Annotated in this window: 15 protein-coding genes and 1 tRNA gene; 4 read left to right on the plus strand and 12 right to left on the minus strand. The window is 42.4% G+C overall.

The features are described 5' to 3' along the window. Positions 1-7: 7 nt before the first annotated feature. The 11 genes from tilS to ACQKKO_RS18305 form a co-directional block, all read right to left on the minus strand. Positions 8-1,387, minus strand: coding sequence for a tRNA lysidine(34) synthetase TilS (gene tilS / locus ACQKKO_RS18255; protein ID WP_498649821.1), 1,380 nt, complete (start codon positions 1,385-1,387; stop codon positions 8-10). Positions 1,388-1,502: 115 nt separating this feature from the next. Beyond that, positions 1,503-2,456 carry a serine/threonine protein kinase PrkT gene (prkT, locus tag ACQKKO_RS18260; RefSeq protein ID WP_498649720.1) on the minus strand — a complete coding sequence of 318 codons (954 nt, stop codon included), beginning with the start codon at positions 2,454-2,456 and terminating at the stop codon, positions 1,503-1,505. After that, entirely contained in the window at positions 2,422-3,156 is a 735-nt protein-coding gene (locus ACQKKO_RS18265) for a vWA domain-containing protein (RefSeq protein WP_498649723.1), read from the minus strand. The genes prkT and ACQKKO_RS18265 overlap by 35 nt, the downstream gene beginning before the upstream one ends. Positions 3,157-3,231: 75 nt before the next feature. Next, positions 3,232-5,727: a stage II sporulation protein E gene (gene spoIIE, locus ACQKKO_RS18270; protein ID WP_498649725.1), complete on the minus strand. Its 2,496-nt coding sequence runs from the start codon at positions 5,725-5,727 to the stop codon at positions 3,232-3,234. Between the two features lie 324 nt (positions 5,728-6,051). Beyond that, positions 6,052-6,125: transfer RNA gene (locus ACQKKO_RS18275), tRNA-Met, on the minus strand. A 142-nt stretch (positions 6,126-6,267) separates the two neighbouring features. Then, positions 6,268-6,738: a S1 domain-containing RNA-binding protein gene (locus ACQKKO_RS18280; protein ID WP_498649727.1), complete on the minus strand. Its 471-nt coding sequence runs from the start codon at positions 6,736-6,738 to the stop codon at positions 6,268-6,270. 76 nt (positions 6,739-6,814) lie between these two features. After that, positions 6,815-7,192 carry an FtsB family cell division protein gene (locus tag ACQKKO_RS18285; protein WP_498649729.1) on the minus strand — a complete coding sequence of 126 codons (378 nt, stop codon included), beginning with the start codon at positions 7,190-7,192 and terminating at the stop codon, positions 6,815-6,817. Positions 7,193-7,198: 6 nt separating this feature from the next. Continuing rightward, a complete protein-coding gene (gene yabQ, locus ACQKKO_RS18290; RefSeq protein WP_498649731.1) occupies positions 7,199-7,786 on the minus strand; it encodes a spore cortex biosynthesis protein YabQ in 588 nt (195 codons plus the stop codon). Then, positions 7,783-8,091 (minus strand): sporulation protein YabP, encoded by a 309-nt coding sequence (gene yabP, locus ACQKKO_RS18295; RefSeq protein ID WP_498649733.1) that lies wholly within the window; start codon positions 8,089-8,091, stop codon positions 7,783-7,785. Before yabP ends, yabQ begins: the two co-directional genes overlap by 4 nt. A 100-nt stretch (positions 8,092-8,191) precedes the next feature. Beyond that, positions 8,192-8,998, minus strand: a complete 807-nt coding sequence (locus ACQKKO_RS18300) for an alpha/beta fold hydrolase (RefSeq protein WP_498649735.1) — start codon at positions 8,996-8,998, stop codon at positions 8,192-8,194. Between the two features lie 125 nt (positions 8,999-9,123). Then, complete coding sequence (locus ACQKKO_RS18305; RefSeq protein ID WP_498649737.1) at positions 9,124-9,462, minus strand: L,D-transpeptidase; 339 nt, start codon at positions 9,460-9,462, stop codon at positions 9,124-9,126. A gap of 390 nt (positions 9,463-9,852) precedes the next feature. On the opposite strand from ACQKKO_RS18305, the gene ehuB reads away from it, so the two are divergent. The 4 genes from ehuB (at position 9,853) to ehuA (ending at position 12,943) form a co-directional block, all read left to right on the plus strand. After that, on the plus strand, positions 9,853-10,713 hold the full coding sequence (gene ehuB / locus ACQKKO_RS18310) for an ectoine/hydroxyectoine ABC transporter substrate-binding protein EhuB (protein WP_498649739.1): 861 nt from the start codon (positions 9,853-9,855) through the stop codon (positions 10,711-10,713). Between the two features lie 99 nt (positions 10,714-10,812). Next, positions 10,813-11,469: an ectoine/hydroxyectoine ABC transporter permease subunit EhuC gene (ehuC, locus tag ACQKKO_RS18315; protein WP_498649740.1), complete on the plus strand. Its 657-nt coding sequence runs from the start codon at positions 10,813-10,815 to the stop codon at positions 11,467-11,469. Further along, the gene (ehuD, locus tag ACQKKO_RS18320; protein WP_498649742.1) at positions 11,466-12,170 is read left to right on the plus strand and encodes an ectoine/hydroxyectoine ABC transporter permease subunit EhuD; all 705 of its coding nucleotides are present in this window, start codon (positions 11,466-11,468) and stop codon (positions 12,168-12,170) included. The genes ehuC and ehuD overlap by 4 nt, the downstream gene beginning before the upstream one ends. After that, positions 12,167-12,943: an ectoine/hydroxyectoine ABC transporter ATP-binding protein EhuA gene (gene ehuA / locus ACQKKO_RS18325; RefSeq protein WP_498649743.1), complete on the plus strand. Its 777-nt coding sequence runs from the start codon at positions 12,167-12,169 to the stop codon at positions 12,941-12,943. The genes ehuD and ehuA overlap by 4 nt, the downstream gene beginning before the upstream one ends. A gap of 57 nt (positions 12,944-13,000) precedes the next feature. On the opposite strand, the gene ACQKKO_RS18330 is transcribed toward ehuA, so the two are convergent. Then, positions 13,001-13,597, minus strand: coding sequence for a YqaA family protein (locus tag ACQKKO_RS18330; protein ID WP_498649744.1), 597 nt, complete (start codon positions 13,595-13,597; stop codon positions 13,001-13,003). Between the last annotated feature and the right edge of the window lie 219 nt (positions 13,598-13,816).

The raw sequence follows: 13,816 nt of genomic DNA on the forward strand, positions 1-13,816 counted from the left end.
AATCGGTTTAGTTCCTTAAAAATGTCAGCTTCACAATGTTCTTAGTTTCTTCTGTAACGACTGCTATACGTGATCTTTGTAAGTATGGCACCCAAATAATGTATCCATCTGCATCCGTTACAATTGGCCACTCTGATCTTAACGATTTAGGTAACTTCCGATCAATAAAAAGCCGGTTAAGCTTCTTGGTGCCGTCCATCCCTAAAGCATCAATCCGATCACCTGGTAAGGGAGCACGGATCATTAACGGCAATTGAATGGAGTCTAGATCCAGGAGCACTTCAAATGGTCCACTCGGTTCTTCCTGGCTTACATAAGTAGCGCTTACCTCACCTAAAGAGTGAACCACTTTACCCGGAACCTTAAGCTCTTTGGTTATCTGACCCTGTTCGTTTGGCTCGTTTCGCACAAAGTGACAACGGTTGTATTCGCGATTTACTTTCAGTCCATCAGCCAGTTCGAGCGTAGCTGAAGGATTACTCGCTCCTAGCATTGTTATCGTTTGCTCAATATGTACAGAAGTAATGCGGGCAGACCCCTTGTAAAGATAATTTAATATTAGATGAATCATTCTCCTTTGTAAAGGGAGCGCCACCGAGAGGAATAAATCAATGGAGATTGTAACAATTTGTTCACGTTTCGCATGGACTACCTGCAACATCGCCTCTTCTGCTAATCCATTTAAAAAGTCTTGATCATCTGATTGCCATTCATGGTACCGCTGGACGTGTCTATGTATATTCGGGTTTTCTTCGGTTACAAATGGTAAAATGGTTTCTCTAAAACGATTACGTGTATACGCCGATGAAGCATTACTCGAATCAATCCTATAGGGGATGCTATTTTCATCACAGTATGTAAAAATATCTGATTTCGATAAAGCTAAAAAAGGTCTGATCAGCTTCGCTTGATGAAAGGGTCTTATCGCTTCCATTCCTGGCTTTTGCAGGGCATTTGCACTTCGAACAAATTTCATTAGAACCGTCTCAATTTGATCATCCCCGTGATGAGCAACGGCTAAGCAGTCTCCTTTGGACTCATCCAGTATTCTTTCCAATTGGCTGTAACGTAATTCCCTTGCTGCAAGTGATGAACCAATTCGTTGCTTTTGTGCATACCGCTTAACATCCACTCTCTGTGAAATAAAGTCGATCCCCGCCTGTTCACAGTACGTTTTTACTAAGCGTTCATCCTGCTCAGATTCTTCTCCACGGAGCTGATGGTTAATGTGAGCAGCTGTTACACGTATGCGATACCGTCGCCTTTCTTCATAGAGAAAATGGAGTAAAGCCATTGAGTCTGGTCCTCCAGAAACGGCAACAACAACATGCTGCCCATCTATACCCATTTCTGTGTGCTTCATAAACGTATGCACCGACTCTTCCACGCTCAAACCAAAACGACCCCTTTATCTCATCTATTTACTCTACTTGAGTTTATTATAGCGCGTTTAGATGAAAACATGTCTCAAAAAAAAGAAAAGGCCTTAACATACTAGGCCCTTACATTGTAAGAATGAATACGTATAAAAGACACCCAATAAAAAGTAAGGTCGCACTTAATGCTAGCTCCACCTTAAATCCACGCTTTTTCGTATGTTTTTTTGCACGATTACGCTTTGTTGTGCCAGTTCGCTCAGACGCAGCCACTCGCTGCATGACATGGGTCAGATCTCTTTTCATAAGTCCAGCTTGATGATAATGGCCCGTTAAAGCTTTAACTAGAATGGATTCATACGGTCTTAAAAGGGGCTGACCATGGATCGATGTTTTAAGCTGCTGAAGAGGTGATGCGGATTTCTTATCAAATCGCTTTGGATATGCACAGTTAATCATAATCATGGCAACTGAGAATAAATCATAAGAAGGCTCTGCCTTTCTTGTACCTAGTGTCCAGTACCCTCGATCAAAAAACTCCGTGTATTCTTTGATCGATCGCCCTAGAAGAGTGGTTCCTCCTACATCGAGCCACCTTACTCGTGAAGGAGGACCGGTTACAAGTAAATTATCTGGTTTTAAATCGCCAAATACCCAGCCTTCTTTATGAAGATTCTCCAAGTCTCCAAGTAATTGCAGGATCATAAGTCCCAACCACTCTGGCCCTTTGCCATGCATGAACGTAATTAACGCTTCACCTTTTACGTATTCCATTGCATAAAATGGATAAGTCGTCCCATCAAACAGAATATCGTCCACATCCATTAACGCTGGCCCTAGAACAACCCCTGACTTTTTCGAGAATTGCCTGAGTACATTCACTTCATTTGTAATGGCCATGCCATCGGTACCCACTTTAAGAGCCACTAAACCGTCCGTTGACTGAGTGAGATACACCGTTCCTGTTGCACCTTCACCAAGGGTGCGGATTACAGTGTACTGTTTTTTGTTCCACTTACCCAAAAAACGAGCACCGGAAGCAAACTTAATCGGCGATTTCGTCGAGTAACTGTTCCTCATGATTCAGCAAGCTCCTTTTCGAACCTTTTTGAGTAAAGATACGAACGGCTGCTTGAATCGCAGGACCAGTTGGCGTCGTCCCCCCAGGTGATAGCTTTTGAAACACACTAGTTAGGCTATCCAAACGAGGTGTCCATTCGAGTAAACGGTCAACTTCTCGTCTTTTCCCAGGGAATGAATACAAAGCAAAGCGATTCTCTCCTACTCTAGAAGTTAAACTAATAGACAGGTCCGTCAGAGCCTCTTGTACCATAGGCAGCTTATCTCGCATGCTTGCACTTGTATCAACTAGAATGAGCACTTCAAGTGAAATCGTCTCTCCTAAGTCATCAACAACCTCCATAACCTGCCCTCTTTTTTCAGGAGGCAGGTCTTCAAGCTCCTGGCCTTTACCTAATATATCCTGCAGTTCTTTATTTACGACCCCATGCAACGTTTGTGTCATAGCTTTTCTAGTAACCATCTGCACCGTTTTTGCAAGCTGTTTGGCATAAACAATCTGGCTAACACCGCCTCCTGCAAGAGCAATCGCTTCTACTTCTTTTATACCTTGTTCATTTAACGAATCTCCATCGACGATCCCAATCACATTAAGTGTAATCCCTTGTTCCCTGCCGATCGCCGCGATTGCTATCGGATCTTCTCCTTGATTTGAATGTCCGTCTGTAATTAATAGGATTTGCTTCAATGTACCTTTCATCGACAATCCCTCCAAGTGTGTGTTTGGTACCATCCTTCACGCTTTAGAGAGAATCTATACCTATAGTTACATCGCTTAAGCCCGTTTTTTCAAAGGTGGTGAAGGGCGATAAAGTGGGATGGATGCCCATTTTGGTGTATTTCGTTTCACCTCAGCCACAATGACGGTCATATCATCTTCAATTTGATAGCCACTATCTGACCGAATCACACGCTCCAGAATCATATCCGCCATATCCTGTGGATCAGCCCCCTCCAGTTCTCCAATCATTCGCTTCATCCATAGATCTTTGTTTTCAACGTGCGTTGGAGAGTCAAAGATTCCATCACTAACCATGATGATAATATCACCAGCCTTTAACTGTTCACTGACTACATCTACGTCAAAATCCTGGAACATACCCATTGGTAAATTACTTGCATCAATTTGGAGTACTTTATCCCGTCGTTTAATAAAAGTAGGAATCGAACCGATTTTTAGAAATTTTGCTTTAGCCGTTTGTAGATCAATCATCGCTAAATCAAGCGTTGAAAAGATCTCGTCTGTTGTTCGGAGAGAGAGAACCGAGTTCACAGATTTGATCGCGACCATCTCCTCAATACCAGACTCGAGCACCTTTTGAAGCAGCTTTAACGTTTCTGTACTTTCCAGATGTGCCCGCTCCCCGTTCCCCATTCCATCACTAATAGCGAGTGCAAACTGTCCTGAGCCGAGTTCAAGCGTAGAATAACTATCACCTGAAATCCAAGCTCCTCCCTTAGCAACATTTGCTACACCCGTTTCGATCACAAATTGTCTTGCTGAAGCAAAGGTCATATGACTATGTCCATTTGAATAAAAGCCTGCCTCTTCCTTCTGCAGCACGATCGTTTCATTTAATAAAGATGAGAGCATAGGAGCAATTACTTTTTCGCCAATTCCCTGCCCTCCATCAAACGGAATACTTAATTCAATCTCAGCTTGGCCGGCTCTCAGACTGTAGATATCAAGATGGCCCACTTCAATACCTGCACCCCTTAGCATTTCTAGGAGCTCCTCCTCTTGCTGATAATGAGCCTCTTTCTCTTTTTGGATCTCTTTAGCGAAATCTCCCATTACTTGAGACACACCAAGTAATTGATCAGCTACAAGCTTTCGGCTTTCTGACACTTGCTTTCTAAGCATCTGATTCACTTGATAATGACTATGCTCTGTCACAATTGCCTGAACGACCTTTTCCGGTCTGATACAATGCTTATTCCATTCCATTTGAAGAATTTGATCCTTCACCTCCCCATTTTTCGCTGTTTCAGTCATAATTTTATTCATCGTTTCATATGTTTTAGAAAAGTTCTGAACCCAACATTTCTCTTTTTTAAAGCAGGTTTGGCATGTTTTTTCCGTTACATTGCTCAGGAAATAATCCACTTCCTTTTCGCCTCGCTCCCGGTCATCCGCAGGAGGAGGCATCTGAAAGCTTTTGGATAGCGTCTGAAATAACGTAGAGAACTGTTCAACTCTACCTGCTGTAACATCACGTATTTTCTTTAAATACTGCTGCTGCTCATTCGCATACTCCACCGTGCCTGGTATGTAGCGCGATATCTTATGAATGAGGCGATTTGGCGTAAGGAAGAACAATAGAATCGCAGCAAATGTCTCGAGTAGCGTGGCTGCGATGCCCGGCCCGCCCTCCCCATACATACCAATTAAAAGGGTACCGACAAGAAGACCGACCGCTACACCCACTTTTTTCCCTTCTTTAAGAAGACCCCCTAGTAGTCCTGAGAAGGCAAGTAAGCTCATTTGATACAAATTAGCGAGACTAGCTAGGCTTAATATAAGTCCGGTTACCACCCCGACTGTGGAACCAATCGCTGCCCCACCAACTAATCCAAAAATAAGTAATAAATATCTAGCCATCACGTGTTCAACGGTCATATCGTTCCACGCCCACCCGACGGTCCCGGTCATGACAGATGCAAGCAGGATAATTAAACAAATAATTTCTTCATTCTTTAAGGGTCGTTGAATTCGTTTTGCCGTTAAAAGCGGCACACTTTGCAGGAAGATCATTGTTAAGATAAAGCTAAGTCCCGATTCTACTGCTGCCATCATAAGAGCGTAGCCTGATATGGTTCCGGTTCCTATAAAGACAAGACCAAGTCTTGAAAGTAAGCTGGCAGAGAAAACTAAGTAAGGAAGTGCACTTGTTTGGTCAGAGACAAATCGCGTAACCGCTTTTTGTAGGAGGATGTATGCTATGATCGCTGTAATGACAAATCCGACCTGACCGTGGTAACTGAATATTGCCCCACCCAAAAGTGAGAATGCGGCAATGGCTGCCTTATCACGTTTAAGTAGATACACCGCTGCTAGAAGTGGTAATACAAAAGGAGTTAACTCTGTTAAGATGACGGCTCGTCCAAGTAAGAACCCCATAATGGCTATTAGAAGACCCCATTTATAGAATGCTGTATCAAACCAACTGATGGCTTGTCGCTTCATTGAATCTGTGGTTCCTTGATAGACTTGACCGACTTTCGCGATCCATACAGGTTCATTCCATAACTTTACAGCTTTCTTTAACATAAGAGACCCACCACCCTATTAGATTCGTGGTCTCATTATAAACAGAAGCGCGGGCAAGAATTTGTCACAATCACAGGTGGCAATAAATGAATCGTTCGACTTCATTCGGCCAGAAATAAAGGAATGACACACAGAAGGTTGAAAAGCGTGTTCAAACGGGCGCACATAACCACCTTTTATCAGTGTGTCTGCGATAATTTGGCGTACGGTTTCTGTTTCATTTTAAAATAATCGTGAATCTAGCATACTAAAGGGCTTTTTTTGAAACGACAAAAAAAGATCGACAGGAATCACCCTGCCGATCTTTCTTACGTCTTACAATTATAGCGGCGGAGGGGATCGAACCCCCGACCTCACGGGTATGAACCGTACGCTCTAGCCAGCTGAGCTACACCGCCTCAAGTATGTCGCATGAAAATGACGACAAGACTTAATATACCCTCATATGCCGGTCATGTCAATCATTTTCCGCATAAAAAAAGACAGATTCGAGATCTGCCTCTTTTGTCTATTCTATAAGGAGCTTATCCAAACAGCAGTTTAGCCTCTTTTTGCGCCGCGTCCCCCACGTTTAGATTCAGTTTGACGCTTGATCGTTGTTAAACGTTCCTCGCTATCCTTTAAGAAGCGACTAACCTTATCTTCAAACGTAACGGTTTGCCTAACATTACCTCTTTGACTGCGGTTTCCCCCTTGAGGTCGACTATTGTTAAATGGTCTGGAGGGGCGTGAGGCAGGACTAGGACGTGATGTCTTGTCTGGCACACTAGCCGGGCGATCTTGAGCCTTTCTAATTGATAAACCAATTTTTCCGTCTTTCTCAACGTTTACGACTTTAACCAGTACCTCCTGGCCAACCTTCAAAAACTCATTAATGTCTTTGACATAGTTATCAGCCACTTCACTAATGTGAACAAGTCCCGTTGTTCCGCCCGGTAGTTCTACGAATGCACCGAAATGTGTAATGCCCGTCACTTTGCCCTGCACCTTGCTGCCTGCTTCAATTGACATGAAAAGATAGATCCTCCTTAAATATCTGTAAAAAAATCACTTTGAAATATAGTATAACCGAAAGCAAAAAAAGGTGTCAATCTGATGATGATTCTGGTAATTTATATAATGTTTCTCCAGGACGTGTCAAAAAATAATCCCGTCTGAGAACTTCACCAATATAGTCAGGATTATTATAATTTTCGATATCCTGTTCAAGTTTTTCCTGCTCCGCAATGAGAGCATCCTGTTCTTCTTTTAATGCTGCCTGTTCTTCTTTCTTTTCACCAATGGATTTAGCCTGGGCAATCAGTGTTGCTGATACAATACCAAGTATAATGAACCCGACAAACCCTAGCACTGTCAATCGTCTCATTAATCCTCGCTTACGCTTAAGCTGTAACTGCTTTTCTTGCTCACGTTGCTTAATATAAGCAGAATCTAATTCTCTTATCGTAGGTTTTCTGTTGGCCATTCATGATCACCTCTTGTCTTTCTTCTTCCATACAGAACGGACAACCTCCTTTATTTTCAGAAAAAAAGGTTGCAACCCTCGCCAAAGCTTTGTGCCCCCGATTATCCGATTGATTGGCCGCATCAACCACTCGAGTGGTCTCCAAATAATCATAAATAGGATTAGACATATCTTCCAAACGATCGTTACTATCATCATACAAAAGCTAAGGATTAGATACAATATCCATTTTATCGGCTTAACAATAACGTAATACAAGCTTTTATTCGTAAAACGAATAATCCCAACAATGATTGCAATGAGCCTGTCCAGTAAGTAGTTAAAGAGTCGTTGTAAAAGAGCTCTGTAGGCGGCATACCCACATAATAAAGCACAAAACACATAAAAACGCAGTTCCCCCATATTAGAGAGGAATAACACATAAAAGACGATCAGCCCCAAGCTACACCAAAACAGAAAATCCCTCACTGCGGCCACCCAGCTAAATCCGTGTGGGTGGCGCGTGAGTTTTCCATACGTATCTAATGAGGCACCTAAACACGCACCCATAGCCAGCATCGATAACATGGTCTGAAGCTGTATGGTTAACGTCACTTAAATAACTTCCCTAAAAATCCTTTAGACTTATCCTGACCGGAATGATCGAGATAGATCATATCATGAATTTTACCCTCTATTGAAACGAGTCCTTGCTCGACATTTAAGTTCTTCATGTGCAGGTTTTGTCCTTTTACTGATAAGAACCCCATTGTTGTTTCCATTAAGAATTCTTCATTATCGAAGCTTTCTACTTGTTTTACACCTGTAATATCGAGCTGTTTACGACCTTTTAACGTAATGTCGTGATCCTTGGATTCACTTGCTCTGCCCATTGGTGTACCGAATTCAAACTGATCCATCCGTATCTCCCTCCAACAACTTTAGTAGTTCACTATATGATAGGAGGAAGCGAATTAGAACAAGCCCTTAGGCAGAGGGAAAAGCTGTAGCCCTTTTGGCTCACAGCTTTATAAATTTCAGAATCTCTTGATTTACTTTTTCTTTCTCTTCAAACACTAACCCATGTCCACTATTTTCAAAAGGAATAACAGTAGCTTCTGCGATGCCCTGTTTCATGTAAGAAGTAAATTCAAATGGGCAGATCTCATCATGTTTGCCATGAAGAATTAATGTTGGAACATGGACACTTGCTAAATCAACTCGTCCATCCTCATCTCGTAATGCTACAGCTGAGTGAATCGTTGCATGTGGTGTAGCTGTAAGTCCTAGGTTTAGAAACCATTCTGAGAAGGCATTTGATCTGTCTTGGTGAAAGAACATGCCACCAAAGTCCTTAAGCATAGCTGGTCTGTCAGCCTTAAGATTTTCAATGATGTCGTCCACACCTGACTTTTCAAGACCATGTGGGAATTCATCACGCTGCGTGAACAGGGGTGCTGCCGCTCCAAGCAAGACTAGCTTCTGAACCCGATTTTCTTGGTACTTCGCCAGATAGCGAATGGCAATGGGTCCACCCATGGAGAAACCAACGAGAACAACATCCTGTAGATCTAACGCTTTCACAACTTTGTCTACGTCTGCAGCCATCGTATCATAATCATATCCATTCCATGGTGCATCGGATTTTCCGTATCCACGCAAATCCATTCCAAGAAAACGATAGCCATGTTTCGGTAGTTCTATTTGTTGATACTCAAACATTTTGTGGCTGACTGGCCAACCATGTAGAAACAAGATGGGCGTTCCTTCGCCCACGTCCTCAACATATACGTTTACGTTTTGATCAACCTCTATATAATGTCCCATTTTAGACCATCTCCTGTTATTCGAGTCTAGCTATCTTCATATGTTCCCCATTCCTCCTACGATAAACATAGACATAAGAAGACAGAAGAACCGATGAGTGCAGAGTCACTCATCGGTTCTTCTCGTTATGGACTGATCGAGACTGGTGTTCCTACTGACACTAGCTTTGACAGTTCCAACACGTCTTCATTGTACATACGAACGCAGCCGTGTGATACTGACTTTCCAATGGATGATGGATCATTCGTTCCATGAATTCCATAGTGAGGCTTAGATAGCCCCATCCAAAATGCTCCGAACGGACCTCCTGGATTCGCTTGTTTATTTACGATTGTAAATTGTCCGTATGGAGTCATTGTTGCAACCTTACCAATGGCTACAGGATACGTTTTAATCACTTGCCCATTCTCAAAAAGAGTCAATTGATGTGATGAAGTTTTTACTTGAATTGATTTAGTAGGCATAAGCAAACCTCCGTATGTCATCATATGAACCTACGAATCTTGACATGACGATCTAATTAAACAGAGCCATTTTATTTTCACTAAAAAAAGTGTTTACTCCATCTGTTCAACGGGTATAAGTAATTCCATATTTAAAATACACATAAATCAAACCGCTTCCATTTAATTCGCAATTCAGATGATTCGGACGTTATCGCATGCTTAATCTATGAATAGTAGGCATCCCTCCCACTTAACACGCTAAAAAGCAACATAATTCGCTAATATGCTCTCATAGTGCTTTTGTCTTCCCTTTTACATTTTGGTACGCTAAATAAGTGCAAATCGTGAAAAAATTAACTAAGTAAGAATGTTTTTAACAAAATTACCATATATGAAGGGATTGGTTTTTTGAACGTAAAAACAGGTTACATACTTTCAGGCTTACTTTCTGTCGCTATTCTTAGTGCGTGTTCGAGTGTTGGCGGTGACACACTAGAGAACATTCAAGACAATGGAAAAGTACAGGTAGGCGTAGCAAACGAACGTCCATATGGGTACGAGGAAGCTGATGGTGGGGTGACTGGAGCCTCCGTCGAAGTTGCAAGAGCTGTGTTTAGTGAGCTGGGCGTTGATGAGCTTGAAGGCAGCGTGGTTGAATTTGATGCGCTCATTAATGGAGTAAACTCCAGAAACTTTGATGTCGTAACTGCCGGTGTCTATGTCACACCTGATCGATGTGAGAATGCATTATTCTCTGAGCCAGATTACCGAATTGGGGAGGGACTAGCCGTTCAACCTGGAAACCCACATAACATAACAAGCTATCAGGATATCGCTGACAACCCGGATTTGACAGTCACCGTTATGTCTGGAGCGATTGAAATTGAATATCTCAGAGAAATGGGCGTTGATAATTCGCAAATTGAGCAGGTTTCTAGTATTACAGACAACATCTCTGCGCTTTCATCTGGTCGTACCGACGCCATTACGATGACAGATCTTACATTACGTACTGCCCTTCAGGATCAAGATGATGATAATGTCGAGATCGTTGAAGACTTTGAACAGCCTGTCATTAATGGCGAAGAAGTCTATGGATATGGAGCTGCTGTTTTTCATCCTGATGATGAAGAATTTAAGGATGCCTACAACGAGAAGCTAGAAGAACTAAAAGAGTCTGGCAGAATCCTAGAAATCATGGAGCCATTTGGTTTCACTGAGGATAATATGGTGGACGATATGACCACTGAAGAGCTTTGCGCAGGATAATCAATTAAATGTATCCGGGGGATATCTCTAAGACGTAAACCGTACAACGAGATATCCCTGTTTTATTTAAATGAACCGAACCGTTAGGAGTGAACATGATTGAGCGCAGTAGATATTGTACAAGTACTTATGCGAGGATTGCCCACAACCGTTTCACTTCTGTTAACGGCAACAGCTTTAGCATTTACCGTTGCATTTATTGCTGGTATTTCAAGAGTATCTAAGTACAAGTTTGTTCGAATTGGTACAATGATTTATGTCGAGTTTTTTCGAGGCACATCTTTATTAATTCAATTGTTTTGGTTATTTTTTGTGTTACCAGAAGCCTTCGGAGTCCGCCTAGATCCATTTGTGGCTGGGGTCGTTACCTTAGGATTAAACTATGGTGCATACGGCTCTGAAATTGTGAGAAGTGCGATCTTGTCTGTTCCAAAGGGGCAAACCGAAGCGGGCATCGCCTTAAATATGACAAGAACCCAACAAATGTTTCGCATTATTCTCCCGCAAGCCTTCCGAACCATGATTCCTGGCTTAACGAATAATTCAATTGAGCTACTAAAGGGAACTTCTTTAGTTGCGTTAATTACCCTTCAGGATATGATGTATTGGGGACAGAACTTGCGTGGCGCTGACTACAGTAGTGCTCTTCCCGTTTTTGCTATACTTCTCGTTATGTACTTTTTAATTGCCCTACCACTCATTCTGCTCTCTAAATACTTTGAAAAGCGGGCATCAAGGGGGGTGGCTAGCACATGATCGATTGGCAGGTTGCTGTAGATGCCTTTCCTGTGATTTTTCGTGCGATGTTTGTCACACTGGGGATTACGCTTGGAGCGTATCTTGTGTCCGTTGTATTTGGACTAGTGCTGACACTACTCGGCCGTTCATCATTTAAACCTCTTGCCTGGACCGTATATGGCTTTGTACAATTTGTAAGAAGTACTCCGCCACTTGTTCAATTGTTTTTTGTGTATTACGCGTGGCCACAAATTCCAGTGGTTGGTGTTTCGATGAGTGCAGTCACAGCAGGGATTGCGACACTTGGGATTCACTATGCTACGTATTTATCTGAGATTTATCGTTCTGGTATTAACTCGGTTCCAAAAGGCCAGTGGGAAGCGAGTCGGGCGCTCAACTTCAGTCGTCCCAAAACGTGGATAAAGGTTATCCTGCCACAGGCAATTCCTCCGGTTATTCCGATGATGGGGAACTACTTAATTGTTTTATTTAAAGAAACGCCGCTCCTCATGGCGATTTCTGTATATGAAATGCTCGCAGCAGCTCGTGAGCTTGGTGCATCAAACTTTCAATATACAGAGGTGTATACGATCGTCGGTTTGTTATTCCTTTTACTTAGCTATCCGTCCTCTCTCTTAGTCGGCTATGCGGAAAAACGGATGAATAATCGAATTCAAAGAAAAGCCAAAAAAGTTGAAAAGGAGCAGGCATCAGCATGACACAACCTATTGTACAATTTAAAGGACTCGGTAAATCCTTTGACGAATTAGAAGTAATGAAGGATTTTACCCTTGATGTAGACCCAGGTGAAATTGTATCCATTATTGGACCAAGTGGTTCTGGTAAAACAACTATTATACGAATGTTAATGACTCTTGAAAAACCAACTGCGGGCGATATTATCGTAGAAGGCGAAAATCTGTGGAAGATGCAAGCGAAAGGAAAATGGGTTGATGCGGATGAGAAGCATTTACGAAAGGTTCGATCAAACGTCGGAATGGTGTTTCAGCATTTTAACCTATTTCCTCACATGACGATCTTGCGTAACTGTACAGAAGCGCCGATTCACGTACTTGGATTATCAAAAAAAGAAGCCGAAACACGTGCGACCCAGATGCTTGAAAAGGTTGGACTGGGTGACAAGGTAGACAATTATCCAATTCAGCTTTCAGGTGGTCAGCAGCAACGTGTTGCGATCGCCCGTGCACTCGTTATGCAGCCTAAGATTATGCTGTTTGATGAACCAACCTCCGCACTTGATCCCGAGCTTGTTGGAGAAGTACTCGAGGTTATTAAAGACCTGGCACAGCAAGGTGATATGTCTATGATTCTAGTCACACATGAGATGGACTTTGCATGGCAGGTCTCAGATCGAATTGTTTTTATTGCTGACGGCAAGCTTGTTGAGCATGGCAAACCAAGTGATGTGCTCGACAATCCTAAGAGTGAGCGACTTAAGAACTTCCTTGAACGATTCCGCACTCAGGTGTAAATTGATTAATAAACGCAAAAATGGCGAATCCTTCAAGCGAAGGGGTTCGCCATTCTATTATCCATTTTCCTTTTGCACATCTGATACGTCAGAGCGTTTTTTCTGGAGCTTTCGCTTCATGTAAATACCGATAAGAAGGAGCACGGCAATACCTAAGAAGATATAGGTTAGATACGAATCAATTAAGTTTTCTGCTGCTCTCCCGTAAAAGTAAAACAAGAACCCAACTGCATAAAACTTAACCGCACGGCCAAGAGCTGCATACCCGATCAGCTTCCAGATAGAGAACTTCATTGCTCCCGCCATAATCGTAAACACTTTAAATGGAATCGGTGTAAAAGCCCCTATTAAGATGGCGGCTTCTCCGTTTTTTGTAAAAAGGGCTTGTGCTTTCTCTAACGCATCCTTCTTTAGTAGACGTTGGAGTATGGAATCCCCGAGAAAATGACCAATTAAGTACCCAACGGGGGTGCCAAGTAAGCATGCGACATATCCAACAGTTGCGAGCCAAATCGCGTCTGCCGGGTTTAATAAACTAAGGGAGACTTGAAGGAAAAATGCCGGTATTGGAAAGATAATGGCATCGGCAAAGGAATGAATAAACAAACCCCAGGCGCCAAAATCCCTCAGAAAATCAATGACTGCCTCAAACAACCTTTCTCCCCCTCTCTGTTTCTAACTAGCTATGTACGTTTATTATGGCATAGAAAAGTGTATGAATATATATCTAAAATGGTTAAGAGACTATGAATACTGTCACTATTTTCTTTCATTTCTTGCTTATGGAATATCGATTTGATATGATACGTCAGACCCGTTTTATCAACGGGTCCCACAAAAAAAACCCCTTCATATGGGGCTTGGCTCTGATTT

Origin of the sequence: Alkalihalobacillus sp. NPDC127517, assembly GCF_050276055.1 — a bacterium.
Taxonomy (GTDB): domain Bacteria; phylum Bacillota; class Bacilli; order Bacillales; family Bacillaceae_D; genus Alkalicoccobacillus.